Here is a 25,314-nt window from a genome sequence, read left to right on the forward strand (position 1 = left end):
CGCCTTAGGGGCGCTTTTTTTATGCGGCGAAAGCCGGCTTAGGCATCGGCATCCGTGGCATCAACGCGCTCTTCACGGTTCATCACCGCTTGGATCGTCAACTTCACTTCCGGTGACACCAACGCCGCCAACTGCTCGGCTAACTCTTCCACTGGCTGCGACACCGCATGGCAATCCTCGTTGAGGTAGCCTTCACGGCGTAGCGTACTGACCAGAATCGCAAACACGCCTTTGTCGAAGAATTCCGGCGCATTGATCCCGTGCAGACGGCTCAAGCGCTGGGCCAACATCTGGCTTTGCTGCTCAAGATCGCTCTTCATCAGTTGCGGCTCAGAGTTCAGCAGCGTCAACGTGATCGCGTAGCGTTGCAGGGTTTCAGTGATGGTGCGAGCTAACAAATGCAGCGGTCCGATACGGGCATTGTTCAGGCTCACGAGGTCGCCATCACGTTGTACCAGACGCTGACGTGCCAGTTCATCCACTTGGGCTTCAATCACACCGGCCAATTCGTCAGTCTGGTAACGCAAGAACAGTTCAGCCTGCAAGAATGGATACAGACGGGTGATTTGCGCGACAATGTCAGCCATAGACAGACGTTCATGGCAGATCACAATGCTGGCGATCAGCGATGGCAGCGCGAACAAGTGAATGATGTTGTTGCGGTAGTAGGTCATCAAGATCGCTTGCTGGCGATCCAGCGACACCATCTCACCCAAGCTATCGCGTTCGATCACGAACTTATCCATTTCCAGTGCATGCGCCACCATGGTTTTCGCGTCTTCGTTCGGCACGGTGAACTGCGAGGAGTACGGCACGTTGCGTAGCAACTGCAAGTAGCAGTCGATTTGCTGTTCCAGATCTTCACGGCTCAAGGCGCGTTGACGACCGGCTAGCAAGGCCACGCCACACAAGGTGAGGGCGTTGGTCGCCGCGGCATCGTTGATGTGCGTCATCATCTTAATGGCCAGATCGTTCACGACTGGGTTCAGCCATTGTGGACGCTGTGGTTCGATTGGATCGATATCTTTGTGCCACTCCGGCACGTGTTCGTTCAGGTAGTGGTTCAGCGGGATCGGCTCGCCGAAGTTCACATAACCTTGACCAAAATTACGCAGCTTACGCAAGGTACGCAGCACTTGACCGACGTTCTCTTTCTCTTTGCGCTTGCCTTGCAACTCTTTGGCATAGGTGCCCACTTCCATTACGTGCTCGTAACCGATGTAAACCGGCACCAGTGTCACGGGGCGGTTCAGGCCACGGAGCATGGCTTGAATGGTCATCGACAGCATGCCGGTTTTCGCGGGCAGCAATCGACCGGTACGGGAGCGGCCGCCTTCACTGAAGTATTCCACCGAATAGCCTTTGGCGAACAGTTCGGCCAAGTATTCACGGAACACCGTGGAGTATAAGCGGTTGCCTTTGAAGCTACGGCGAATGAAGAACGCGCCGCCACGACGGAAAATCGGACCCGCCGGGAAGAAGTTCAGGTTAATACCGGCCGCGATGTGTGGCGGTACCATGCCTTCTCGGAACAGCACATACGACAGCAGCAGGTAATCCATGTGGCTACGGTGACACGGCACATAGACAATTTCATGGCCATCTTGTGCCAGTTTGCGCACTTGCTTGGCGTTGTGGATGTTCAGGCCTTGGTACAGGCGATTCCACAGCCAGCCCAAAAAGCGTTGACCGTGTCGGATCAAGGAATAAGAAAAATCGGTCGCAATTTCTTCCATCATGTCGATGGCTTCTTTGCGTACTTTTTCGATCGGCACATCCCGGCTGGCCGCTTCTTCGGCCACGACTTTTTCAATCGCTTTCGATTCGAGCAGACGCTTGAACAAGGCTTGGCGATCCGGCAATTTTGGCCCCGACGCGGCTAATTGCTGGCGGGAAAAGTGGATGCGTGCCACACGGGCCAATTTGTTGGCAATGGAGTCATCCGTGCCGTGGTGATCAGCCATGTAGCGCAGCGATACCGCCGGGCTCAGGCGCACCATACAATCACGGCCATGGCCGAGAATGGTGAAGAATTTTTCCGGTCCGTTTAACGCACGTAACACCGGTTTTTGATTGTCTTCTTTACCCGGTTTACGGCCCCACAAAATCGATGCCGGCACCACTTGAACATCCAAGGTTGGATCTTGGTTGTGTTGCTCAAGCAGGGCAGTGAACAGGTCAATCGATGCTTGTGGCAGTTCGCCATCAGAGCCAAACACACTCGGTGCTGACGCGATGTACACGTAACGGCAATACGATTGGCCGCCGATGTCCAGTGGCGACAGGGGATCCGGCAGACCCAATTTTTGGGTACTGCTGCGCAGCGTTAGCAGATCCGTGACCGAACGGAACGGCAGGATATAGACGATCGGCCGTTCAAGGTCGAGTTCCAGATCCGCAATCGGATCGGAAGGAATTGAATGGGTTTTAACCAGCAGAGAAAGCGGCAAATCCAGTATTTTTTGGTAGATTTTCTGCCAACTTGACATATCTTTTTACTAGCCTCGAATTCTTAATGCGTCGCAAGTCTAGCAGAAAACACGTAGCGATAAGCAGCGAAATACCGCATTGACGCGGTTATATGCGGATTTGTTGAGATTGGACCCGGTAAATCAGGATCGTGACAGCGGCCAAGTGACGACGTGGCGCCCGTCATGGCGAGAGAAGAGGGGAAGTGGCGAATTCACAGCAAAACTGCTGATTTCCTAAACAATAGCCTTTCCAAGCGTGTTAACACTGGATATACTCACAGTGAACTGTATAAAAAGACAGGGTGAGTCATGAAGCCGTTAACGCCGCGTCAACAAGAAGTCTTTGATTTAATCAAAGCAAAAATTGAAGATTCTGGAATGCCGCCTACACGTGCTGAAATAGCCCGTGAACTCGGTTTCCGCTCCGCCAATGCGGCGGAGGAACACCTTAAAGCTTTGGCCCGTAAAGGGGTGATTGAAATCATTCCGGGTGCCTCGCGTGGTCTCCGCCTGTTGGTGGACAATGACAGCAATGAAGAGCGCGGATTGCCGCTGATCGGCCAAGTGGCCGCCGGTGAACCAATCTTGGCCCAAGAGCACGTTGAAACCCATTATGAAGTCGATCCTGCGCTGTTTAAGCCGCGTGCGGATTTTCTGCTACGCGTCAATGGCATGAGCATGAAAGACATCGGGATCATGGACGGCGATTTACTGGCTGTGCATAAAACCCAAGATGTGCGCAATGGTCAAGTTGTCGTTGCCCGCGTCGAAGACGATGTCACCGTGAAACGCTTGGAGCGCAAAGGCTCGCAAGTATTATTGCATGCTGAGAATGAAGAATTTGCCCCGATTGTGGTCGATCTAAATACCCAGCACCTGTCAATTGAAGGGATTGCCGTTGGCGTGATCCGTAACTGCGACTGGATGTAATCGGCACGTATCGTGCGAAATCTTTGCAATTAATAATGAGAGTCATTATCATTTCATGGTGAGCCATGGAGGTGATAATGACTGACTCTTCACGTTATGATGTCCCATCCGACTTGTTACAGCCGTTGTGGCTGCGCAGTCGAGAAAGCCTTGCTGACGATCGTTTACTCTACGATCCTGTCGCGGCGGCGGCTTGCCGTCAGTGTCGCCTCCAACCTACCTGCCTCTCCGGCAATATCACTGAACAACAACTCTTGCATGCCATGCTCGCCATGCAGTGCGACAGCCAAGTCCAACACTTCCTCCGTCGCTACCCCAATGGCCATATTCTCAACATTGGTGGGGGACTGGATACCCGTTTTTATCGGGTCGATAATGGCTTGTGCCGTTGGTTCGATATCGATGTGAATGAACACCTGCTTTGGCGCCAGCGCTTGTTTCACCGTAGCGAACGCTACCGCATGTTGCCCGGGTCGATTGATGATCTCGCGTGGTTACACCTGTTGCCTGCCATGAAAAACACCCCCGTGATGTTGGTGTGTGATCAGGCGTTGCTCGCGCACGATGCGGCTGCGTTATCCCGTTTTTTCCACGCCGTTGCCTGTCATTTTGGTCAGTTAATCTTGAATGTGGTGTTGGCGGGGGATCGCTGTCACTGGCCGTTATCACGCCGATTCGGTGTCGCGGGAACGTATGCCCATGGGTTCCGTAATGCCAAGCAGCAGGTGCGGCAGTGGTTGCCGTGGGCGGCGGATGTGACATGCCACAGCCCGTTAGACACGCCCTGTGCCCGTTGGCGGGAAGGACACCGTTGGGTGACCTGCATTCCCGGGTTGAAATACCGGCTATTGCCGGTGCAGCTGTCGATCCAGTTGTAACAGTCGATTCAGGTGTCACCGTCTGTTTTTCGCTGCGTGTGCTTTACTGCCTTTCTTGTTTACTGCCTGCGTTTCCTGCGCCTGCCCCGTGTTTCCTGTTCGCTGCTTTGAATGATAGAGAGGGGGATGAAAACGGGACTTTTTCACGTCAATTTATTGCACATTGCGCTGATCCTTTCTAAGTTAATTGTAAACAAAGTGTTAACCGTTTCGCATTTTTTTATCCTGTTCATTTCGATGAATGGGCGCTAAGACGGTGAAATCACTGCATCTTGCCGGTTGTTCAAACCGATACCCATTAGTGTGTGATGTGCCTGAGCGAACCGCATAACCACGGACGATCAGGCCGTTATGGATAGAAAAGGAATAGGGAGGGAGCCTTGGTGATATTTCGCCTTTTGACGTGCTGTCTCGGCGTATGGCTGACAGGATCTGCCATGGCCGCGAATGAATCCATGCCATTGAACATGACGAAGGGGGTGACGGATGTCAGCCAGCGCGTGTTCGAGCTCCACATGATCATCTTCTACATCTGCGTGGCCATCGGTCTGGTGGTGTTCGGCGCGATGTTCTGGGCCATTTGGCACCACCGCCAATCCAAAGGGGCCAAACCTGCTGACTTCCACGAAAGCACCAAAGTTGAAATCCTCTGGACGCTGATCCCCTTCGTGATCCTCATCGTGATGGCGGTACCCGCCACCCAAACCTTGCTGGCGATGGAAGATACCTCCAAACCTGACATGACCGTGCAAGTGACCGGTTCGCAGTGGAAATGGCATTACCGCTATTTCGATCAAGACGTTGAGTTCTACTCGTTGCTCGCCACCAGTTCTGCCCAAATTGCCAATAAACGGGAAAAGCGGGACAACTACTTGTTAGAGGTCGACCGCCCGTTAGTGTTGCCGGTGGGGCAGAAAGTGCGGTTTTTGATCACCTCGCAAGATGTAATCCACTCGTGGTGGGTGCCGGATTTTGCGGTGAAGAAAGATGCCAACCCCGGTTTCATTAACGAAGCGTGGACCAAAATCGACAAGCCGGGCATTTACCGGGGCCAGTGTGCCGAGTTGTGTGGCAAAGACCACGGCTTTATGCCGATTGTGGTGATTGCCAAAGCGCAGGCTGACTACGATGAATGGCTGGCGACCACCCGCGTTACGCAGCAACAAGCCCGTGAAGAAGAGCAGCGTTTGCTGGACATGGAAATGGGCATGGATGAGCTGATGACGTTGGGTGAGACGGTGTACAACACCCGTTGTGCGATGTGTCATCAGGTGAATGGACAAGGGTTGCCGGGTGCCTTCCCAGGACTGGCTGGGCAGGGGGTGTCTATCGATCCGGCGGCCAAATTGGAACACATCAGTATTGTGGTTCATGGCCGTAACGGCACGGCCATGCAGGCGTTTGGGCCACAGTTAAGCTTGAAAGAGCTGGCCGCGGTGATCACCTATGAGCGTAATGCGTGGGGCAATAATACCGGTGAAACCGTACAAGCTGCGGAAGTGCAGGCGGTGATGGACGGTCAGGATCTGTAAAGGGAGAGTGTGACAATGACGGACATGTTGCGTGAATCAACGGACATCGACGACGCAAAAACTGCGCAAAATCAACAGAGCCAAGTACTGGCTGATGATATCGCGCACCCCGACCATCATGGCCATGACCCGCATCCAACGGGCATAAAGCGCTGGTTACTGACCACCAACCACAAAGACATTGGCTCGCTGTATTTGATGTTCAGCTTTGCCATGTTTTTGATCGGCGGCGCGATGGCGATGGTGATCCGCGCGGAGTTATTCCAGCCTGGGTTGCAGCTGGTTGAGCCCAATTTCTTTAATCAGATGACCACGGTACACGGCCTGATCATGGTGTTCGGGGCGGTGATGCCGGCCTTTACCGGCCTGGCCAACTGGATGATCCCGCTGATGATTGGGGCGCCAGACATGGCGTTGCCGCGAATGAATAACTGGAGTTTTTGGATCCTGCCGTTCGCCTTTAGCTTGTTGCTGGCCTCGTTGTTCATGGAAGGGGGCGGCCCGAACTTTGGCTGGACCTTCTACGCGCCGCTGTCGACCACCTACAGCCCGCAAAGTACCGGTTTGTTTGTGTTTGCGATTCACATCATGGGGATCAGCTCCATCATGGGCGCCATCAATGTGATTGTGACCATCATGAACATGCGTGCACCGGGCATGACGTACATGAAGATGCCGTTGTTCGTGTGGACGTGGCTGATCACGGCCTTCTTACTGATTGCGGTCATGCCTGTGTTGGCGGGGGCGGTCACCATGGTGCTGACCGACAAATACTTTGGCACCAGCTTTTTTGATGCCGCGGGCGGGGGCGATCCGGTGATGTTCCAGCACATTTTCTGGTTCTTCGGACACCCAGAAGTGTACATCATGATTTTGCCGAGCTTCGGGATCATTTCTGCCATTATTCCTGCGTTTTCCCGTAAGAAACTGTTTGGTTACAGCTCGATGGTGTACGCCACAGCGTCCATTGCCGGCCTGAGTTTCTTGGTGTGGGCGCACCACATGTTCACCACGGGGATGCCAGTTGCCGCCGAGCTGTTCTTTATGTACTGCACCATGCTGATCTCGGTGCCCACCGGGGTGAAAGTGTTTAACTGGGTGGCGACCATGTGGCACGGGTCGATGACCTTTGAAGTGCCGATGCTGTTTGCCATTGCCTTCATTGTGTTGTTCACCATTGGCGGCTTTTCCGGCCTGATGCTGGCCATTACCCCAGCGGATTTCCAGTACCACGACACCTATTTTGTGGTGGCACATTTCCACTACGTGCTGGTGTCGGGGGCAATTTTCTCCATCATGGCGGCAGCGTATTACTGGCTGCCGAAGTGGACCGGCTACATGTTCAATGAAACGTTGGCCAAGTGGCATTTCTGGTGTTCGATCATTTCGGTCAACATTTTGTTCTTCCCTATGCATTTCTTGGGGCTGGCCGGTATGCCGCGTCGTATCCCGGACTACGCCTTGCAGTTTGCCGACATCAATGCGGTGGTCAGTATCGGCGGGTTCTTGTTTGGGTTGTCACAGCTGATCTTCTTGGCCGTGGTGATCCAGTGTGTGCGCGGCGGTGAAAAAGCCGCAGCGAAACCGTGGGATGGGGCAGAAGGCTTGGAGTGGAGTGTCCCTTCACCGGCGCCACACCATACGTTCTCGACGCCACCGAAAGTGGACTAAGGAGGCGCGCTATGGACCACGAAAAGGACAACGAGAAGGACACGGGAAAAGGGAAGGACAAGGACACGTCGTCGAATCCGACGGAGCACCACGATCAACAGCAGCGTCAACGACGCTCAACGTGGTCACTGGTGGGCATGGCAATCGGAATGTTTGGTTTTGCCTTTGCCTTGGTGCCCTTGTATGACGTGTTTTGCGATATCACGGGGATCAACGGCAAAACCGCCGATACCCCGACCACGTCCTCAGCCCGTGTCGATACCTCGCGGGAAGTCACGGTGGAGTTTGTTGCTTACATCACGCCCGGGGTGCGCTGGACCTTTGAGCCGGAAGTGAGAACCTTGGTGGTGCACCCAGGGCAAACCCACACCGTGAACTACCAAGCCCATAATTTGGGGACGCAAGCCACCATTGGCCAAGCCGTGCCGTCGGTCAGTCCCGGATTGGGCGCGCAGTATTTCAATAAAATCGAGTGTTTCTGTTTTAACCACCAGCCGTTAGGGGCTGGGGAAAACGCAGCGCTGCCGTTGGTGTTTTATGTCGATCCTGATCTGCCGGCAGACATTCACACCCTGACGCTGGCCTATACTCTGTTTCACGCCAAGCCGGCCACGCTGGCGCAAACGCAATGAGGTTGAAGAATGGCGAATCCCTATTCAGAACATGAACAATCCGTGACGCCCCCGCATGAAAATTACTATGTGCCTGCCGCCAGTGGGTGGCCCATTGTCGGGGCGGTGGCGTTATTTCTCATTGCGCTGGGCGCCGGTGCCACGGTCGGTAATTTGTTCAACGGGCAAGGGCCGTGGTTCTTGCTGTCGGGTGTCGGTTTACTGCTGATCATGCTGGTGGGGTGGTTTCGAGATGTGATCCGCGAATCCATGCAAGGCTTGTACAGTCAGCAGATGGATCGTTCGTTTCGCCAAGGCATGAGCTGGTTCATTTTCTCGGAAGTGATGTTCTTTGCCGCGTTCTTTGGGGCGCTATTTTATGCCCGTATGATTGCCGTGCCATGGCTGGGCGGGGCGGGCAACAATGCCATGACCAATGCCGTGTTATGGCCTGAATTTATTGCCCAATGGCCCTTAATCATGACACCGGATGGCAGCGAAACCCAAGCCATGGGGCCATTAGGGTTACCGCTGTATAACACCCTGATCCTGCTGACCTCCTCTGTCACCATCCACATTGCGCATGTGGCGTTAGAGCAAAATAACCGCCCACGCCTGACCCTGTTCTTACTGTTGACGGTGCTGCTCGGCAGCCTGTTTATCTACCTGCAAGGGGTCGAGTACATCCATGCTTATGAAGAGATGGGGCTGACGTTGGATGCCGGCGTGTACGGCAACACCTTCTTTATGCTGACGGGTTTCCATGGCCTGCATGTGACGCTCGGCACCCTCATGCTGTTCATTGTCTGGCTGCGGGTACTGTGTGGCCATTTCACCCCCGAGAAGCATTTCGCTTTTCAGGCGGGCGCTTGGTACTGGCATTTCGTCGATGTGGTGTGGCTCGGCTTGTTTATGTTTGTGTACATTTTTTAGAGGCGAGAGACGAGTCTCTAGGGGCGAGTGTCTAGGGACTAGGTCTTAGGTACAAGGGACTGGGTGCTAGGAGCGAGGATCTAGACCCCCGCGTTGATCCTTAAAACGGTCGTGGATTCGGTTCGATATAGCCGGTGGCGACCGCGATCAGCAGTAATACAAACAATAAAACGGAAAACAGAATGCGCCGCCCGAGATAGTGGGACAGGGGTTTATCGGAGGACGACGACGGATTGGCGTTCCCTTTCAACATCACGGGTAAAGCGCGAAACAGATTGAACAGGATGAAGATCAGCAAGCCGATGAGTAAGGCTTTGAGCAGCATAGCGTACCTCCCGATAGGGGCTAAGAATAGGGAAAGCCGTGTGGCTTTAGCGTGTTACTCGCACACAGAGCACTCGCTCGAAGGAGACACATGCGACGGATCGGTTTCATACTTTTTACTGTGGCGGTGCTGGTGACATTGGTCAAGTTAGGTTTCTGGCAAATGTCACGGGCACAGGAAAAAGAAAGCTTGAGCCACGCGCTCAAGTTCCGCAGTGAGCAAATGTATTACAGCTTAGCCAGTTTACCCGCCGACCCGCGTTGGTACAGCGTGACCTTGCGTGGCACGTTTGATCACAGCCGCGCGGTGCTGCTGGATAACCAAACCTACCGCGGCCAAGTGGGGTATCACGTGCTGTATCCCTTTGCGGTGGATGACCGCTGGCTGCTGGTGAATCTGGGCTGGATTGCTGCTCCTGCCTACCGCGAACAAATTCCCGTCTTACCTGAACACCATGGTGAACTGACCGTGCGCGGCATGATTGCCCCGCCGTCGATGTTAATCGCGCTTGCTCCGGAACAGTGGGATGCCGCATACCCGCTACGGGTGCAAAACATCAATATTGAAGCCTTGAGCCAGCTGATGGGGGTCAACTTGGCCCCGTGGATTGTACAGATTGATCCCGACAGTCCGTTGGCCTTGGAGCAAAACTGGATCCCGGTTGTGATGGGACCACAGAAACATTATGCCTACGCCCTGCAGTGGTTTTTATTGGCGCTAGCCGTGTCGGGATTGGCTTTGTGGTGGCTTAAAAGGAGGAAAGCATGAAGAAGAAAGGAACCTTACTGTTATTGCTGGGGGCGTTTGTTTTGCCGGTGGTGTTGGCGAAATTGGTGCTCGATCTTAATTGGTATCAAGGGGGGGTGACCAATCGGGGCAAGCTGCTCGCGGCGCCCGTGACGTCAGCGTGGTTGGGGGACTCCCCGCAGTGGCAGTTGATTTATTTATTGCCTGAGGCCTGCGATGAAAAATGCCAAGGGGCCTTGTTTAACCTGCACCAGATCCCCTTGGCGGTCGGGGCGGAAAAAGATCGGGTCCACAGTGTGTTGCTCCGTGTTGATCCGGCCGCCGATTACCCCGCCTTGGTGAAAAAGCAGTTAAATGCCCTGTCGCAACAAACCGTGTCGGCGCAGGTGGTGGCCCAAATGCACACGCTGGAGTACGGCACACACGCGATTTATTTGGCTGATCCCTTGGGCAACGTGATGTTGGCGTACCCGTTAGTGGCGGGAAAGGCCGCGATTCTGGCGCAAGGGAAAGACGTACTGCGGGATCTGAAACGTTTATTGAAGATCTCTAAAATCGGCTGAACGAGGGCGTGACTGACTCGATAAGTCGCTTGCTTGATACAAGGAAGAAAGGAGAAAGGGATGCACCGTGATCGTTTTCGCTATCTGGTCTTACTGACTTTTGTGCTGGCGCTGGGCGTGATTGCACTGGGGGCGTATACCCGCTTAACCGAGGCGGGATTGGGGTGCCCGGATTGGCCGGGGTGTTATGGCTTTGCCGGGGTGCCGCAGACCGCTGTGCAACAGGCGGAGGCTGCCGCGCGTTTCCCGGATGCGCCGTTGGAGCACCACAAAGCTTGGAATGAAATGCTACACCGCTATGTGGCCGGGGCGCTCGGGTTACTGATTTTGCTCATTAATATATTGGCATGGCGTCGTCCTGCTCATCCTCTCCCGCCTCGCCCCAAGCTGTTACCGGCTCTGCTGTTGGTCGTGGTGATCTTTCAAGCGGCACTTGGTATGTGGACGGTCACCCTCTCGTTAATGCCAGTCGTGGTGATGGGGCACTTGCTGGGGGGCTTTACCACCGCAGCCTTGTTATTTGCGTTGTGCCTGTCAGTCTTTTCGTCGGCTAATCAAGTGCATGTGTCATCGGCCGCAGGGTATGTGCCCACAACGCGTCAGGTTGGGAAAGGCTTATCGCTGTTGGCTGGATTCGGTTTGGTGACCGTGATCGGTCAAATTGCGTTAGGCGGTTGGACGGCGGCGAACTATGCGGCATTGGTGTGTACTCAACTGCCGATCTGTGAGGTGGATTGGCAACAGCAGTTTGACCCTTCGGCCTTTTCGCTGATCCAACCGGTGCATGATACCTACCAATATGGGGTGCTGGATTTTGCCCAGCGCGTGTCCATTCATGTTTCTCACCGTCTTGGTGCCATGATCACCAGTGTCATTTTGCTGCTGTTGGCATGGCGCGCATGGCGGGTACCAGCCTTGCGCCGTGCGACCGCGGGGATGCTGCTGTTGCTGAGCGTACAGGTGGCATTGGGGATCACCAACGTGGTCGCTAGTTTGCCGCTCACCATTGCCGTCGCCCATAACGTGACCGGCGTGTTGTTACTGCTCAGCGTGGTCGCGCTGAATGTGCAGATCTACCGTCAACGCCAAGGGGCGCGAGGGTGGCGTCCGGCGCGCGCCTAATGCGCCATCTTATTGTGTTACCCGTTGCCAAAGGAGGGCTTGCTCATGGCAAAAGTACAGTCGATAGAAAAAGCAGGAACGCTCAAAGCGGTCACACGTTATCGTGTCTGGCAGGATTACCTCACCATGACCAAGCCCAAAGTGGTGGCCATGTTATTGCTGACCGCGTTGGTGGGGATGTGTCTGGCGGTGCCGGGTATCCCGCCGGTGAAAGCGGTGCTATTAGGCTTGATGGGGATCGGGTTGCAATCTGCGGCCGCCGCCGCGTTTAACCATGTGTTGGATCGCCGGTTTGATGCCAAGATGGCGCGGACGTATCACCGCCCGCTCGCTAAAGGGCGGGTGCCGACGCATCACGCGGTGGTATTTGCGACCAGTTTGATGGTGGCGGGCTTTGGGGTGCTGTGGCAACTTAACCCGCTGACGGCGTGGCTGACGTTTGCCAGTTTGATTGGCTATGCCGTGGTGTACACCGTGTGGCTGAAGCATGCTACGCCACAGAATATTGTGATTGGCGGCTTGGCCGGTGCGGCGCCGCCCTTGTTGGGGTGGACGGCGGTGACTGGGCAGCTAGACCCGCATGCTTTACTGCTTGTGATGTTGGTCTTCACTTGGACGCCGCCCCATTTCTGGGCATTGGCGATCCACCGTCGTGATGATTACGCCAAGGCAGGGATCCCGATGCTTCCCGTGACGCATGGTATCGCGTTTACCCAAACCATGGTGTTGCTCTATACCGTCATGTTGGCGATCGTGGGCTTATTGCCGTGGCTAACCGGAATGAGTGGCATGCTGTACCTGATCGGCAGTAGCGCATTAAACCTCGCCTTTATAGGCTATGCGTGCCAGTTGAAATTTGCCGACAATGCGGTGAAAAAAGGGTATGCCTGGTCGACGTTCACCTTTTCGATTTGGCACTTGTTAGCCTTATTTGTGGTGCTGTTAGCGGATCACTGGGTGCGGATCGCCTTTAGTTAAAACTGCTTTATCTCAATGTGTTAGCGCTACGCTAAATGAGTAATCGTTAGCCCCCTGCTATTTTATGCTGGGGGCTTTCTATTTGGGGGTAATGCCTTGATAATCGCCGCTTCAATTATTCAGGGTCGAGGTTGTTGTGTTCAAAGCGTTACGGGATATGTCGTTGCACCGCCAGGTGTTTGCGTTAGCGTTACCCATGGTACTGTCCAATATTACGGTGCCGTTACTGGGGTTGGTGGATGCGGCGGTGATTGGCCACCTTGATTATGCTTGGTACTTAGGCGGGGTAGCGGTCGGCGGCACGATGATCAACGTGACCTTTTGGCTATTGGGCTTTTTGCGCATGGCGACCACGGGCCTGAGTGCACAGGCTTACGGCGCGGCGAATAAAGACGCGCAAGCCACCGTGTTCCTGCAAGGTATTGCGATGGCGTGGGTATTGGCGTTGGCGCTGATTGTGTTGCATCAGCCCGTGGCGTCAGTGATTTTTCAGTTCAGTAGCGCGAGTGCTGAAGTGAAGGTCTATGCAGAGCAATATTTCTCGATCCGTATTTGGGGCGCACCGGCGGCCTTAGCCAACTTTGTGATCATGGGCTGGCTGTTGGGTACCCAAAACGCTCGCCAACCCATGTGGTTGTTGATCATCACGAACGTGGTGAATATCGCGCTGGATGTGCTGTTTGTCCTCGGCTTTGGCTGGAAAGTACAAGGCGCGGCGGCGGCCTCGGTGTTAGCGGAATACAGCGGTTTGATACTGGGATTGTGGTTCGTTTCCCGTCAGTGGCTGGCTGCGGCGTTACCGCCGTTGCGTGAGAAAATCGGCACCGTGCGCGCGGGCATGGGGCGGTTGCTGAAACTCAACCGAGACATTTTCCTGCGCAGTTTGTGCTTGCAGCTGTCGTTTACCTTTATGACGTTTCAGGGCGCGACACTGGGCGATAATGTCGTGGCCGCCAATGCGGTGTTGATGAGCTTTTTGATGCTGGTGTCGTACGCGATGGACGGCTTTGCGTATGCGATGGAAGCCATGGTGGGCAAGGCTATCGGCGCGCGTAACCGTGAAGAGTTAGGGCGCACCTTGATCGGCACCACGTTCTGGAGCTTGATGATCTCGCTGGTGATCATGATTGCGTTTGCTGGGTTTGGGCGCGACATCATCGGGCTGATCTCCAACATTCCGGCGGTACAGCATGAAGCCTTCAAATACTTGCCGTGGTTGGCGGCCGTACCGTTGATCGCGATGTGGTGTTTCCTGCTGGACGGGATTTTCATTGGCGCTACCCGTGGCCGTGAAATGCGTAACAGTATGTTTGTGGCGATTGGCGTGTTCTTTTTCGTGTGGTGGTGTTTGTCTGATTACGGCAACCATGCGTTGTGGGCGGCGATGCTGTGCTTTATGGGTATGCGCGGCTTGGGGCTGGCCGTCATATTTGCTTACCAATGGAAGAAAGATATTTTTCTTGAGCCGGCCAATGCAAACAACTAGTTAGAACTTATCGTCTGGATTTGTTCGTTTTTGCAGCAAAAAAGCCTGTTAAAGCGCGTACTGTTCTGTTTAAATTGCGACCGATTTAGTAAGGTGGAAGCGTAATGAAAAAAGCACTAATAGGGTTGTTGTTCGCCGTAATGACATTGAGCTGGATGACGCCCGCGATGGCGGCGACACCCGGTAAATCATACAAAGTGACCGCGACAGCGTATAACTCACTTCATGGGCAAACCGATGGCAATCCCTCTATTGCTGCTTGGGGCGACCGCTTGAAGCCTGGCATGAAGTCCATTGCGATTTCTCGTGACTTTTTGGGGCGCGGTTTTAAACGCGGCACCAAAGTCAAAATCTCGGGTTTACCGGGGGAGTATGTCGTGCTGGATAAAATGAATAAACGCTGGCGCAATAAGATTGATATCTACATGGGGAAAGATGTGAGAGCGGCCCGTAATTGGGGACGCCGCAATGTCACCATTACCGTAGTGAAATCCTAACGTTTGCGATGTTTATTCATCCGCAAGGCATAAAAAAAGTCAGCTTCGGCTGACTTTTTTGTTGTCTGTCTGTACGGTTTCTGGGGTCATGAGCCGTGTGTTACACGTGAAACATTGCCCAGAAGGGCGGCAACGCAAGGGCTGCCGCAGACCGTCTTCGTCTTAGTAGTAAGAGTGCTCACCACGGGCGTGTTCCGTAATATCACGCACACCAGTCAGTTCACCGACAAACTGGGCAAGAAGCTCTTTTTCGATGCCTTCTTTTAGAGTCACATCGACCATTGAACAACCGTTACAACCGCCACCAAACTGCAGGATAGCCACGCCATCTTCAGTGATTTCAGCCAGTGAGACGTTACCGCCGTGGCCTGCTAGCTGTGGGTTCACTTGGGTTTGGATCACGTAATCCACGCGCTCCATCAGTGTGGCATCATCCGACACTTTACGCACTTTTGCGTTGGGGGCTTTCAGGGTCAGCTGTGAGCCCATTTTGTCGGTGACAAAATCGATTTCTGCATCGGCAAGGAACGGCAGGCTCAGTTCATCGACGTACGCAGAAAAGAGTTCAAATTTCAGTTCTGTATCCGTAGCTTCAACGGCTTCAGGCGGGCAGTAGGATACGCCGCATTCTGCGCTTTGTGTTCCTGGGTTAACCACGAACACACGGATGTGAGTGCCTTCTGGCTGTTGCGCCAGAAGCTTGCCGAAGTGCTGTTGAGCATTTTCAGTAATAGTAATCATAGACACGACGTAATACCTGACTTATTTAGTAAGATTAATTCTATTCTACTCTGTGATGCTCTTTCTATCATCCCTTAATCGTTCCATCTATGATTTCATCCCAAATCTGCCCTTTTTTTGTGATTTTTTTCAACCGGCGTATAGCCCAAACAATACACATCAATTTGCTTCACGCCGTGTTGCTGTAATAACTGCGCCAGCGCAGAGACTGTGCTGCCGGTAGTGATCACGTCATCGACGAGGGCGACATGATCCGGTAAGGCGCAGTCACGCAAGTGGAAGGCTTCGCGGAGATTGTGCTGGCGTTGTGCCTTGCTCAAAGTGTGTTGGCTGGGCGTATGGCGGGCGCGACGTAGCACGTGTGACCAACACTGGCTGTCGGTGCGTCGGGCGATGGCGGCAGCCAACAAGGTGCTTTGGTTAAATCCGCGCGTCAGGCGACGTATCGGGTGCAGCGGCACCGGCAATAAGACCGGGGCGGGGTTGTCGATGTGAGGCACCAGGAGTGCCGCTAAGGGATCCGCCAGCCAGAACTGACGTTGGAATTTGAATTGATGCACCCACTGGCGCAACGGGAAGCGGAACTCACCCAGCCGGTATACCCGTTGCCAAGGGGGCGGTGAATGCAAGCAGTGCCCGCAATGGCGTGTGTCGGTCAGTTGGGTTTGGCCACAGCGGTGGCAATACGGACGATGGGGAATGTGCGCCAGACAGTGTGTACACCAAAACTGATCGCGCGAGGCGGTGGGGAGTTGGCAGTGCGGGCAGTGGTGAGATGCCCGCAGGCGGTTGGTGATTGACTGAAATAGGGATACCATCGTCGCTTCCAAAAGGGCAGATAAAGGAAATATAGATGACAACCGCACTGTACTGGCAAACGGAAGGCCAAGGGGATGATCTGGTTCTCATTCACGGGTGGGGCATGAACGGCGCGGTGTGGCAGCATCTGTTACCGCAATTGACCGCGCATTATCGGGTGCACGTGGTGGATCTGCCCGGTTACGGTTTCAGTCAGGGCCTATCAGCCCACCATCTTGATGAAATGGCACAGTTGTTGCTTGAACATTCACCGACAGCCGCTACGTGGATAGGGTGGTCATTAGGGGGATTGGTCGCGACCCGTGCCGCTTTACTTGCACCGGAAAAAGTGCGGCAACTCGTCACGGTCTCTAGCTCACCGTGTTTTGCGGCACAGGGCGAATGGCGGGGGATCAAACCGACCGTGCTGGCGGATTTTCGTCAGCAGTTGGATCTGGATTTTGATGCCACAGTGGCGCGGTTCATGGCCTTGCAGGCAATGGGCAGCCCGACCGCACGGCAAGATGTGCGTGCATTGAAAGAGGCGGTCTTATCGCGTCCTGCGCCGCAACCGGCCGCGTTGGCGGCAGGGTTACAGATGCTGGCGGAGGTTGATTTACGTCCGCAATTGGCCGCGGTGACGATGCCGTGGTTGCGTTTGTATGGTCGCTTAGATGGGTTAGTGCCGGTGAAAGTGGCTGACACGCTGGATGCGTTAGCGCCGCAGTCACAGCGGCAAGTGTTTGCCTCGGCGTCGCATGCGCCGTTCATTTCGCACCCTGATGAGTTTGTGGCAACGTTACTGCCGTTTCTTGCCCGCTGAGTGGCCAGTGACCGGATACCCTGCGCTCATCTGGTCGGCGGAGATCAGATTAAATGTTTATCCACGTTGGCCGATAACGATATACCCAGCCGCTTGAGGGTGTTGGGTATGACCATTGCGTTGCTGAGCAAAAGCAGGAGCCTTCATCATGATCGGAAAGTTAACCAATACCGTGATTTATACGCCGGCAAGTCTGAAAGCGGCGACCGCACAGAATGCGAACACGGCCACAGACAGTGTGGCGCGTGCGCCACAAGCGGCCACCGATTCCTCTGTCTCTATTTCTGCAGCGGCGCGTCAGCAGCAGGCTGCCGATGCGGCATTAACGTCGACGCACACTGACGCTAAACAGAGCGACAGCAGCGAGAGCACTCAAGAGAAAGCCGAGTCATTTGCCTACGGGGCATTGGGCATGGATCACCCGGATGATGTCAGCACCAATAGCGATGAATTTTATACCGCCGGGCAGGTGTTGTCGGCCTTAGGTACGGTAGCGACCGTGTTGTTGGCGATTGCCTAGTGAACGAACTCTGAGAGAAAGGATCATTGCGGCATGCTTGTGTCACCGGTTCAGGTTGGGGCGCCCACGATAGCCCCCTCGATAAACCCGCCGACGGAACAAGCGGCGCGGGATAATCGCGTGCGCGATAAAATTGTGCCGCCGACAGAATCGACGGCCGCGCAGCCGGAAAAACGCCTGACCAGTGACGAGAAGCAATTCAAGAAACCGGGGTGGGACCCCAGCGAACACCCTGACTATCACGATGCCATCGCGGCGAAACGCTATGGGTATCAGCAAGAGCTGGAGCAACTGGTCACCGCGTTGTCGGCGGATCGCTATATGGCTGCTGACAGCGAGTTAGGCTATAGCATGCACATCAAATTACCCCGCGCGTTACTGGAAGAGTTGGCTGCGTTCAACGATGCCGATCGCACCCGTGGCGTGGTGGCGCACAAGTATGCGAAAGCCACTGTTCCCAACCCGCCGACCGAGTATTTGGTGGTGTTGTAGAAGAGCAGAGGCGAGTGGCTAGTAAGAGCGGGTTAAGTGCGGTTCTAAGATCCTATGGCCCTATGGAAAAATCGAGAGCGGAATAGCTTGCATATAAAATTTTCAACGGCATCCTGACCACAGGACCACAGGACCACAGGACCACAGGACCACAGGACCACAGGACCACAGGACCACAGGACCACAGGACCACAGGACCCTTTCAGGCACTCGTATCTCATCGCTATCAAACACGCATAAAAAAACGGAGAACTGACGTCCTCCGCTTTTATCTTTTCTTCGTCCCGCGTCCCTTCATTCTCGAAACTCGCTAACTCTTTCGCTTATTTCTTCTTCGCGTTAGCAAAGGCAGCGGCAAAGGCACCACCCATCGCAGCATTGCCTTGTGGGGCACTATTGCGCGGGGTATGGTTGTGTTGCTGTTGACGCGGCGTGCTTGTGCGTGGTGCTTGAGAACGGTTTTCTTGTGGCTTACGGGCCGGTTTTTCTTGGCCCGGTTCGTCGTTCAAGCGCATCGACATGCCGATACGGTTACGCTTCACGTCCACTTCCATTACTTTCACTTTTACCACGTCACCGGCTTTCACCACTTCACGCGGGTCCGACACGAATTTGTCAGACAGGGCAGAGATGTGGATCAAACCGTCTTGGTGCACGCCGACATCCACGAACGCACCGAAGTTGGTCACGTTGGTGATCACGCCTTCCAGCACCATGCCCGGGATCAAGTCTTTCACTTCATTCACGCCTTCAGCGAAGGTCGCGGTTTTGAATTCAGGACGGGGATCGCGCCCCGGTTTATCCAGCTCGCTGATGATGTCGGTCACGGTCGGCAAACCGAATTTGTCATCGGTGTACTCGGTGGCTTTCAGGCCTCGCAGGAAGTCACTGTTACCGATGATGGCATCCAGTGCTTTGCCGTTGGCCGCGGCAATGTTTTTCACCACGGCGTACGATTCAGGGTGTACCGCTGAGCCGTCCAGTGGGTTTTTGCCGTTCATGATACGCAAGAAACCGGCACACTGTTCAAACGCTTTTGGCCCCAAACGTGCCACTTTTTTCAGCGTGGTACGGGCGTCAAAGCGGCCGTTTTCATCACGGTAGTTGACGATGTTCTGGGCAATGGTGGTGTTTAAACCTGCCACGCGGGTCAGCAGGGCGGCAGACGCGGTATTCACATCCACACCCACGGCGTTTACACAGTCTTCCACCACAGCATCCAAGCGCTTGGCCAGCATGCTCTGGCTGACGTCGTGCTGGTATTGGCCCACCCCGATGGATTTCGGGTCAATCTTCACCAGCTCGGCCAATGGATCTTGCAGGCGACGACCAATCGACACTGCGCCACGCAGTGACACATCCAGATTGGGGAATTCGTTCGCAGCTAATTCTGAGGCCGAGTACACCGAGGCACCGGCTTCACTCACCATCACGGTTTGCACTTTCAGGTTGTTGTCTTTGAGCAGCGCGGCGACAAAGCTGTCTGTTTCACGTGAAGCAGTGCCGTTACCGATCGCAATCAAATTAACATTGTGCTTGTGGATCAGTGCCAGCGTGGTGGCTTCGGCTTCTGCCACACGGGCACGGGCGGTGTGTGGATAGATGGTGGCGGTATCCAACAGTTTACCGGTGGCATCGACCACGGCCACTTTACAGCCGGTACGCAGACCCGGATCCAGTGCCAGCGTGACACGCGGGCCGGCCGGTGCCGCCATCAGCAAATCTTTCAGGTTATCGGCAAACACTTGCATCGCGCCGTCTTCGGCTTTTTCGCGCAAGGCGCCCATTAGCTCGGTTTCCAAGTGCATCAAAATCTTGATGCGCCATGCCCAGCTGATCACTTGTTTACGCCACGCGTCAGCCGGTTGGGTACCCAGTGTCACGCCGTAGTGATCGGCAATCATCACTTCACAGTAGGAGCCGCGTACACCGGCTTCCTGATTGGGATCGGCATTCAACGACAGCTGCAAAATGCCTTCGTTGCGGCCACGGAACAGGGCCAAGGCGCGGTGTGATGGCACGCTTTTCAACACTTCACTGTAATCGAAGTAGTCTTTGAATTTTTCGCCTTCTTCCTCTTTGCCGTCGATGACGCGGGCGGTGAGTTCGGCTTGTTGCAGCAGATGGCGGCGCACTTTTTCCAGTAGTGCTGCATCTTCAGCAAAACGCTCCATCAAGATCGCACGGGCACCGTCAAGCACGGCTTTGCTGTCTGCAAAGCCGTTATCGGCATCGGTAAAGGCCAGGGCGGCAGCGTCTGGGGTTTGGCTTGGATTGGTCCACAGGCTGTCAGCCAGCGGCTCAAGGCCGGCTTCAATCGCGATCTGGCCTTTGGTACGGCGCTTTTGTTTGTACGGCAGGTAGAGATCTTCTAAGCGGGTCTTGCTGTCAGCCGCCAAAATTTCAGCCTGTAGGGCAGGCGTCAGTTTGCCTTGCTCATTGATGGCTTTGAGGATCACCTGACGGCGGTCATCCATATCACGCAGGTATCCCAAGCGGGATTCCAAATTACGCAGTTGGGTATCGTCCAATCCGCCGGTCACTTCTTTACGGTAACGGGCAATAAAAGGAACGGTGTTACCGTCATCAATCAGGGTAACGGCGGCAGTCACTTGCTCGGGGCGAACGTTGAGTTCCTGAGCAATCAAATGACAGATAGCTTGGCTCATCCGTGGGGTCTCTATTGTAGTATCGATGGTTTATATATAAGGGCAGATCAGCAAAAATCCAGTTTTAACCGGAGATTGTGTTGCCTCTGCCACTCACTGTTGGGGGTATTGTACGGGCTTCAGGCTGATGCTGTGTCATAGCGGATTGAATTAATGAACCATTCTTTCTTGCCCAAAGGCGTGTTCACTTCCACGTCGTCATCCACTTCTTTTTTCAGCAAAGCACGGGCCATCGGTGAGTCGATAGAAATGTAGTCGTTGCGGCCGTAGATTTCATCCGGCCCGACAATGCGAAAGGCTTTGGTCTCGCCGTCATCATTTTCAATTTCTACCCAAGCGCCAAAGAACACTTTACCGTCTTGCTGGGGGGAGTAATCGACCACTTGGATCACTTCCAGCCGTTTGCGCAGGAAGCGCACACGGCGGTCAATTTCGCGCAGGCGTTTTTTGTTGTACTGGTAATCGGCGTTTTCGGAACGATCGCCCAAACTGGCCGCCCACGTGACCTTCTTGGTCACTTCCGGGCGTTCTTCGCGCCACAGAAAATCGAGTTCGGTTTTGAGTTTGGTGTATCCCTCACGGGTGATGAGGTTGGTTTTCATGGTCGCTGGTGGCTCCTTGCTGTCACAAACCCGGTGGTGCGCAATACGAGTGGCGCGAACGGCATCGCGTATCAGCCTCGCATTGTGGGTATAATTTTGGATAGTTGTTTGAATTTAGGTTAGTTTAAAAGGCCAGTAAACGGTAATCCGTCTTTTTTGCTGGCGGACGGCGGCGCGAAAACGCCGCGGAGTGGACATAAACCGTAACAATTTATCCCGTATTTTAGCGGCAAAATTCAGCGAGGCGCTGGATGGGTCGCGTAAACTACGCACAAAGCACGATAATGTTGATCGATGCAAGTAAGGTGACTTATGCAGGAAAATTATAAGATTCTGGTTGTTGATGATGATATGCGCCTGCGCGCGCTTTTGGAACGTTATTTGTCTGAACAAGGGTTTCAGGTGCGTAGCGTCGCGAACAGTGAACAGATGGATCGCTTGCTTTCACGTGAAACATTCCACCTGATGGTGCTGGATCTGATGCTACCGGGAGAAGATGGCCTGTCGATTTGCCGTCGTCTGCGTAACGCCAATAACATGCTGCCGATTTTGATGCTGACCGCCAAAGGCGATGAAGTTGATCGCATTGTCGGGCTGGAAGTCGGTGCGGATGACTACCTGCCAAAACCGTTTAACCCGCGTGAGTTGCTGGCCCGTATCCGTGCGGTACTGCGCCGTCAAACCGTGGAAGCCCCTGGCGCGCCAAGTATTGACAGCAAAGTGATTGAGTTCGGCGAATTCCGTTTGAACTTGGGCACGCGTGAAATGTTCCGTGGTGATGAAGCGATGCCACTGACTTCGGGTGAATTTGCGGTATTGAAGGCGTTGGTCACCAATGCCCGCGAACCGATGTCGCGCGATAAGCTGATGAACATGGCCCGTGGCCGTGAATATTCCGCGATGGAACGTTCGATTGATGTGCAGATCTCACGCTTGCGCCGCATGATTGAAGAAGATCCAAGCCGCCCGCGCTATATCCAAACGGTGTGGGGTCTGGGCTATGTGTTTGTACCGGACGGTAGCGAGGCGTAAGCCATGCGGTTATCCCCACGCAGTACGTTCACCCGTACATTGATTTTGCTCGCTGGCTTGCTGATCGCAAGCCAGATTTTTTCCTACCTTGCGGTGCTCAATTACGCTTTGCTGCCCAGCTTGCAGCAGTTCAATCGTATTCTCGCCTATGAAGTGCGGTTGATGCTCAAAGAAGACGTTGAGATGGCCGATGGCAATACCTTTCATTTAGACACCCCGTTACGTCGCCAATTGCTTGAGCAGCTTGGGGTGACGCTGCACGCCGTGGATGGTAGCGATGCGATTCATGGTGAAGAATTGAAAGAGTATGAGAAGGCGACGGTGGTGGAATATCTCAGTGACGAGATGAGCCGTGAACTGGAGTCGCCGACGGAAGTGCGGTTGGTGCTGGGCGCAGACAGTTATGTGTTGTGGCTGCGCAGTGATGCGATCCCCCATTACCTGATGCGTATTCCGTTGTCGGAGTTGCAGGAAGATGACTTTTCGCCGCTGTTCCATTACAGCCTGATCATTGCCTTTATGGCGCTGGCTGGCGGCTGGTTGTTCATTCGGATCCAGAACCGGCCGTTGGTGGCACTGGAAAAAGCAGCGTTGCAGGTGGCGAAGGGAGAAAACCCGCCGGTGTTGCCGGAGCGGGGCGCATCGGAAATTCGGGCGGTGACCAAGGCGTTTAACCGGATGTCGGCGGGGATCAAGCAGTTGGAAGATGACCGAGCCTTGTTATTGGCCGGGGTCAGCCATGACTTGCGTACGCCGTTGACCCGTATTCGCTTGGCGACCGAGATGATGTCGCCGGAAAACGGTTATTTGGCTGAGAGTATGATCAAAGACACCGAAGAGTGTAATGCGATCATCAGTCAGTTCATGGATTACTTGAAATCAACCAAGAAGCAGGACGAGGAAGATCTCAATCTGAATGTGGTGTTGAGTGAAGTGGCCGAATCTGAAGGCGGTTACGAGCGCCGGATTGAACAGGACTTGGCTGAGATCCCAGGCGTCGTCAGTGCCAATGGGGTGTCGATTAAACGCTCGGTGGCGAACTTGGTGGTGAACGCGCTGCGTTACGGTAATGGCTGGGTGAAAATTTCCAGCGGCGTCACCGCGGATCGCAAGCATGTCTGGTTCTGCGTCGAAGATGACGGGCCGGGGATTGAACCGGATCAGGTGGCACGGATGTTCCAGCCGCTAACACGGGGTGATACCGCGCGGGGCACGGATACTGAAGGCACCGGCTTAGGACTGGCGATTGTGAAGCGCATTATTGATCAGCATGAAGGCACGATTCAGGTGTCTAACCGCCACGAAGGCGGGTTGAAAGTGCAGATCACTCTGCCGTTGATTGTGCGTAAGTAAGCTAAACCCAACCTGTTATTGATAGAACGAAAAAGCGCGTGCCATGGGCACGCGCTTTTTTTTTACGATTCTACTCGAAGCTCGAAGCTCGAAGCTCGAAGCTCGAAGCTCGAAGCTCGAACCTAGTCGCGGTCTTCCGGCAACACCAAGTTCAGGATAATTGCTGTGATACCGCCCGCGGCCATGCCGGATGACAGAATGCTTTTCACAATGTCAGGCAGGAACTGCAGAATTTCCGGTTTCTGGGCGATACCCAGACCCATTGAGAATGACAGCGCCATGATCAAAATGGCGCGGCGGTCGAGTTTGCAGCGCGAGATAATACGCACACCGGAGGCGGCGATGGTACCGAACATCACGATGGTCGCGCCGCCCAGTACCGGTTCAGGGATCAGCTGCACCAAGTTTGCTACGCCAGGGAATAGACCCAGTAGTACCAACATGCCCGCGACGAAGAAACCGATGTAACGGCTGGCCACGCCTGTTAGCTGGATGATGCCGTTGTTCTGGCTGAACGTGGAGTTCGGGAAGCTGTTCAGCAGTGCCGCAACAGCGGAGTTGATGCCGTCAGCCAGTACGCCACCTTTGATGCGCTTCATGTACACCGGGCCTGCCACGGGCTGCTCTGAGGTTTCAGAGGTCGCGGTAATGTCACCGATCGCTTCCAGTGAGGTAATGGCAAACACAATCATCAAGGGGATCAATAAGCCCCAGTCAAAACCAATGCCGTATTGCATCGGGATAGGAATGGCGATGAACTCGCTCTCGGTCATGCGGCTGGTATCTACCATGCCCATGATCCACGCCAGCAACGTACCGGCCGCCATCGCAATCACAATGGAAGACACACGCAGGTACGGGTTTTTCATGCGGTTGAGCAGTACGATAAAGCCCAATACGGTACCGGCCAGCATCAGGTTATCCAAGCTACCAAAGGTGCCGCTTTCAATCGCGGCGTAGCCTCCGCCGATGGAGGTCAGGCCGATGTTGATCAGCGTCAGGCCGATCAAGGTCACCACAATGCCAGAGACCAGCGGGGTGATCACACGTTGGGCATGTTGCAGCACGCGTGAGATAAACACTTCGGTCAGCGAGGCAAACAGTATGGTACCGAAGATAGCGGCCATCATGGTCGGAATATCAGCGCCACCGGCTTTGAGTGCCAAGCCTGCACCAATGATAGGGCCTAAGAAGTTAAAGCTGGTACCTTGGATCGACAGCAGGCCTGAGCCAACTGGACCAAACGTACGAATTTGGATAAAAGAAGCAATGCCTGAGGCAAACAGTGACATGCTGACAATGGTGTTGGTGTCACTGGCGGGGAGACCTAGCGATTGACAGATGATCAATGAAGGGGTGATCACGGCAACGAACATCGCCAGCAAATGCTGGGCAGCGGCAAACAGGGTTTGCGGCAGCGGTGGACGATCGTCAAGGCGGTAGATCAAATCCGATTTTTGCGGTGTTTCAACGGTGCTGTGCTGGCGAGTCATGGCCAAGGCTTCCTTGTGTTTCTCTTTATCCTGTTCACTGCGCTGAA

At 54.4% G+C, this 25,314-nt stretch carries 24 protein-coding genes; 17 read left to right on the forward strand and 7 right to left on the reverse strand.

Annotated elements, in window-relative coordinates:
- Positions 1-38: 38 nt before the first annotated feature.
- On the reverse strand, positions 39-2,489 hold the full coding sequence (gene plsB / locus L4C36_RS00820; protein ID WP_428475887.1) for a glycerol-3-phosphate 1-O-acyltransferase PlsB: 2,451 nt from the start codon (positions 2,487-2,489) through the stop codon (positions 39-41).
- A gap of 291 nt (positions 2,490-2,780) precedes the next feature.
- Here plsB and lexA point away from each other — a divergent pair, with 291 nt between their 5' ends.
- The 6 genes from lexA (at position 2,781) to L4C36_RS00850 (ending at position 9,026) form a co-directional block, all read left to right on the forward strand.
- Positions 2,781-3,401: a transcriptional repressor LexA gene (lexA, locus tag L4C36_RS00825; protein WP_428475888.1), complete on the forward strand. Its 621-nt coding sequence runs from the start codon at positions 2,781-2,783 to the stop codon at positions 3,399-3,401.
- A gap of 77 nt (positions 3,402-3,478) precedes the next feature.
- A complete protein-coding gene (locus L4C36_RS00830) occupies positions 3,479-4,279 on the forward strand; it encodes a class I SAM-dependent methyltransferase (protein ID WP_428475889.1) in 801 nt (266 codons plus the stop codon).
- Between the two features lie 437 nt (positions 4,280-4,716).
- Positions 4,717-5,811, forward strand: a complete 1,095-nt coding sequence (coxB, locus tag L4C36_RS00835) for a cytochrome c oxidase subunit II (RefSeq protein ID WP_428475890.1) — start codon at positions 4,717-4,719, stop codon at positions 5,809-5,811.
- A gap of 15 nt (positions 5,812-5,826) precedes the next feature.
- The gene (gene ctaD / locus L4C36_RS00840) at positions 5,827-7,482 is read left to right on the forward strand and encodes a cytochrome c oxidase subunit I (protein WP_428475891.1); all 1,656 of its coding nucleotides are present in this window, start codon (positions 5,827-5,829) and stop codon (positions 7,480-7,482) included.
- A gap of 11 nt (positions 7,483-7,493) precedes the next feature.
- Complete coding sequence (locus L4C36_RS00845) at positions 7,494-8,114, forward strand: cytochrome c oxidase assembly protein (protein WP_428475892.1); 621 nt, start codon at positions 7,494-7,496, stop codon at positions 8,112-8,114.
- Positions 8,115-8,123: 9 nt separating this feature from the next.
- Positions 8,124-9,026 (forward strand): cytochrome c oxidase subunit 3, encoded by a 903-nt coding sequence (locus L4C36_RS00850; protein WP_428475893.1) that lies wholly within the window; start codon positions 8,124-8,126, stop codon positions 9,024-9,026.
- Positions 9,027-9,126: 100 nt separating this feature from the next.
- Here the strand turns inward: L4C36_RS00850 and L4C36_RS00855 are convergent, their stop codons facing one another.
- Positions 9,127-9,351, reverse strand: a complete 225-nt coding sequence (locus L4C36_RS00855; protein ID WP_428475894.1) for a DUF2909 family protein — start codon at positions 9,349-9,351, stop codon at positions 9,127-9,129.
- A 90-nt stretch (positions 9,352-9,441) separates the two neighbouring features.
- Here L4C36_RS00855 and L4C36_RS00860 point away from each other — a divergent pair, with 90 nt between their 5' ends.
- The 6 genes from L4C36_RS00860 (at position 9,442) to L4C36_RS00885 (ending at position 14,744) form a co-directional block, all read left to right on the forward strand.
- Complete coding sequence (locus tag L4C36_RS00860) at positions 9,442-10,119, forward strand: SURF1 family protein (protein WP_428475895.1); 678 nt, start codon at positions 9,442-9,444, stop codon at positions 10,117-10,119.
- Positions 10,116-10,661 (forward strand): SCO family protein, encoded by a 546-nt coding sequence (locus tag L4C36_RS00865; protein ID WP_428475896.1) that lies wholly within the window; start codon positions 10,116-10,118, stop codon positions 10,659-10,661. The genes L4C36_RS00860 and L4C36_RS00865 overlap by 4 nt, the downstream gene beginning before the upstream one ends.
- A gap of 60 nt (positions 10,662-10,721) precedes the next feature.
- Complete coding sequence (locus L4C36_RS00870) at positions 10,722-11,783, forward strand: COX15/CtaA family protein (RefSeq protein WP_428475897.1); 1,062 nt, start codon at positions 10,722-10,724, stop codon at positions 11,781-11,783.
- A 45-nt stretch (positions 11,784-11,828) separates the two neighbouring features.
- Positions 11,829-12,761, forward strand: a complete 933-nt coding sequence (cyoE, locus tag L4C36_RS00875) for a heme o synthase (RefSeq protein ID WP_428475898.1) — start codon at positions 11,829-11,831, stop codon at positions 12,759-12,761.
- A gap of 136 nt (positions 12,762-12,897) precedes the next feature.
- Positions 12,898-14,247, forward strand: a complete 1,350-nt coding sequence (gene dinF / locus L4C36_RS00880) for an MATE family efflux transporter DinF (protein ID WP_428475899.1) — start codon at positions 12,898-12,900, stop codon at positions 14,245-14,247.
- 104 nt (positions 14,248-14,351) lie between these two features.
- Positions 14,352-14,744, forward strand: coding sequence for a 3D domain-containing protein (locus tag L4C36_RS00885; RefSeq protein ID WP_428475900.1), 393 nt, complete (start codon positions 14,352-14,354; stop codon positions 14,742-14,744).
- A 162-nt stretch (positions 14,745-14,906) separates the two neighbouring features.
- Here L4C36_RS00885 and nfuA read toward each other — a convergent pair whose 3' ends face one another.
- Positions 14,907-15,485 (reverse strand): Fe-S biogenesis protein NfuA, encoded by a 579-nt coding sequence (gene nfuA, locus L4C36_RS00890; protein WP_428476034.1) that lies wholly within the window; start codon positions 15,483-15,485, stop codon positions 14,907-14,909.
- Between the two features lie 95 nt (positions 15,486-15,580).
- Positions 15,581-16,303 (reverse strand): ComF family protein, encoded by a 723-nt coding sequence (locus L4C36_RS00895; protein WP_428475901.1) that lies wholly within the window; start codon positions 16,301-16,303, stop codon positions 15,581-15,583.
- A gap of 35 nt (positions 16,304-16,338) precedes the next feature.
- On the opposite strand from L4C36_RS00895, the gene bioH reads away from it, so the two are divergent.
- From bioH to L4C36_RS00910, 3 genes are all read left to right on the forward strand, one after another.
- Positions 16,339-17,106, forward strand: a complete 768-nt coding sequence (gene bioH, locus L4C36_RS00900) for a pimeloyl-ACP methyl ester esterase BioH (protein ID WP_428475902.1) — start codon at positions 16,339-16,341, stop codon at positions 17,104-17,106.
- A 148-nt stretch (positions 17,107-17,254) separates the two neighbouring features.
- Entirely contained in the window at positions 17,255-17,626 is a 372-nt protein-coding gene (locus tag L4C36_RS00905; protein ID WP_428475903.1) for a hypothetical protein, read from the forward strand.
- Between the two features lie 33 nt (positions 17,627-17,659).
- Positions 17,660-18,118, forward strand: coding sequence for an ATP-dependent Lon protease (locus L4C36_RS00910; protein WP_428475904.1), 459 nt, complete (start codon positions 17,660-17,662; stop codon positions 18,116-18,118).
- A 323-nt stretch (positions 18,119-18,441) separates the two neighbouring features.
- On the opposite strand, the gene L4C36_RS00915 is transcribed toward L4C36_RS00910, so the two are convergent.
- Together L4C36_RS00915 and greB are read right to left on the reverse strand one after the other, a co-directional pair.
- On the reverse strand, positions 18,442-20,787 hold the full coding sequence (locus tag L4C36_RS00915; protein WP_428475905.1) for a Tex family protein: 2,346 nt from the start codon (positions 20,785-20,787) through the stop codon (positions 18,442-18,444).
- Positions 20,788-20,906: 119 nt separating this feature from the next.
- Positions 20,907-21,389, reverse strand: a complete 483-nt coding sequence (greB, locus tag L4C36_RS00920) for a transcription elongation factor GreB (RefSeq protein ID WP_428475906.1) — start codon at positions 21,387-21,389, stop codon at positions 20,907-20,909.
- 312 nt (positions 21,390-21,701) lie between these two features.
- Between greB and ompR the strand changes: the two genes are divergently transcribed.
- Positions 21,702-22,421 (forward strand): osmolarity response regulator transcription factor OmpR, encoded by a 720-nt coding sequence (gene ompR, locus L4C36_RS00925; RefSeq protein ID WP_428475907.1) that lies wholly within the window; start codon positions 21,702-21,704, stop codon positions 22,419-22,421.
- A 3-nt stretch (positions 22,422-22,424) separates the two neighbouring features.
- Complete coding sequence (gene envZ / locus L4C36_RS00930) at positions 22,425-23,774, forward strand: two-component system sensor histidine kinase EnvZ (RefSeq protein ID WP_428475908.1); 1,350 nt, start codon at positions 22,425-22,427, stop codon at positions 23,772-23,774.
- A gap of 122 nt (positions 23,775-23,896) precedes the next feature.
- Here envZ and L4C36_RS00935 read toward each other — a convergent pair whose 3' ends face one another.
- On the reverse strand, positions 23,897-25,267 hold the full coding sequence (locus L4C36_RS00935) for a uracil-xanthine permease family protein (RefSeq protein WP_428475909.1): 1,371 nt from the start codon (positions 25,265-25,267) through the stop codon (positions 23,897-23,899).
- Positions 25,268-25,314: the final 47 nt, after the last annotated feature.

Source organism: Photobacterium japonica (genome assembly GCF_050337005.1).
Lineage (GTDB): Bacteria > Pseudomonadota > Gammaproteobacteria > Enterobacterales > Vibrionaceae > Photobacterium > Photobacterium japonica.

Bases quoted from the DNA above. Each gene is read 5' to 3' on its own strand.
- plsB (WP_428475887.1), bottom strand. From the start codon at position 2,489: ATGTCAAGTTGGCAGAAAATCTACCAAAAAATACTGGATTTGCCGCTT.
- lexA (WP_428475888.1), top strand. From the start codon at position 2,781: ATGAAGCCGTTAACGCCGCGTCAACAAGAAGTCTTTGATTTAATCAAA.
- L4C36_RS00830 (WP_428475889.1), top strand. From the start codon at position 3,479: ATGACTGACTCTTCACGTTATGATGTCCCATCCGACTTGTTACAGCCG.
- coxB (WP_428475890.1), top strand. From the start codon at position 4,717: ATGGCCGCGAATGAATCCATGCCATTGAACATGACGAAGGGGGTGACG.
- ctaD (WP_428475891.1), top strand. From the start codon at position 5,827: ATGACGGACATGTTGCGTGAATCAACGGACATCGACGACGCAAAAACT.
- L4C36_RS00845 (WP_428475892.1), top strand. From the start codon at position 7,494: ATGGACCACGAAAAGGACAACGAGAAGGACACGGGAAAAGGGAAGGAC.
- L4C36_RS00850 (WP_428475893.1), top strand. From the start codon at position 8,124: ATGGCGAATCCCTATTCAGAACATGAACAATCCGTGACGCCCCCGCAT.
- L4C36_RS00855 (WP_428475894.1), bottom strand. From the start codon at position 9,351: ATGCTGCTCAAAGCCTTACTCATCGGCTTGCTGATCTTCATCCTGTTC.
- L4C36_RS00860 (WP_428475895.1), top strand. From the start codon at position 9,442: ATGCGACGGATCGGTTTCATACTTTTTACTGTGGCGGTGCTGGTGACA.
- L4C36_RS00865 (WP_428475896.1), top strand. From the start codon at position 10,116: ATGAAGAAGAAAGGAACCTTACTGTTATTGCTGGGGGCGTTTGTTTTG.
- L4C36_RS00870 (WP_428475897.1), top strand. From the start codon at position 10,722: ATGCACCGTGATCGTTTTCGCTATCTGGTCTTACTGACTTTTGTGCTG.
- cyoE (WP_428475898.1), top strand. From the start codon at position 11,829: ATGGCAAAAGTACAGTCGATAGAAAAAGCAGGAACGCTCAAAGCGGTC.
- L4C36_RS00885 (WP_428475900.1), top strand. From the start codon at position 14,352: ATGAAAAAAGCACTAATAGGGTTGTTGTTCGCCGTAATGACATTGAGC.
- nfuA (WP_428476034.1), bottom strand. From the start codon at position 15,485: ATGATTACTATTACTGAAAATGCTCAACAGCACTTCGGCAAGCTTCTG.
- L4C36_RS00895 (WP_428475901.1), bottom strand. From the start codon at position 16,303: ATGGTATCCCTATTTCAGTCAATCACCAACCGCCTGCGGGCATCTCAC.
- bioH (WP_428475902.1), top strand. From the start codon at position 16,339: ATGACAACCGCACTGTACTGGCAAACGGAAGGCCAAGGGGATGATCTG.
- L4C36_RS00905 (WP_428475903.1), top strand. From the start codon at position 17,255: ATGATCGGAAAGTTAACCAATACCGTGATTTATACGCCGGCAAGTCTG.
- L4C36_RS00910 (WP_428475904.1), top strand. From the start codon at position 17,660: ATGCTTGTGTCACCGGTTCAGGTTGGGGCGCCCACGATAGCCCCCTCG.
- L4C36_RS00915 (WP_428475905.1), bottom strand. From the start codon at position 20,787: ATGAGCCAAGCTATCTGTCATTTGATTGCTCAGGAACTCAACGTTCGC.
- greB (WP_428475906.1), bottom strand. From the start codon at position 21,389: ATGAAAACCAACCTCATCACCCGTGAGGGATACACCAAACTCAAAACC.
- ompR (WP_428475907.1), top strand. From the start codon at position 21,702: ATGCAGGAAAATTATAAGATTCTGGTTGTTGATGATGATATGCGCCTG.
- envZ (WP_428475908.1), top strand. From the start codon at position 22,425: ATGCGGTTATCCCCACGCAGTACGTTCACCCGTACATTGATTTTGCTC.
- L4C36_RS00935 (WP_428475909.1), bottom strand. From the start codon at position 25,267: ATGACTCGCCAGCACAGCACCGTTGAAACACCGCAAAAATCGGATTTG.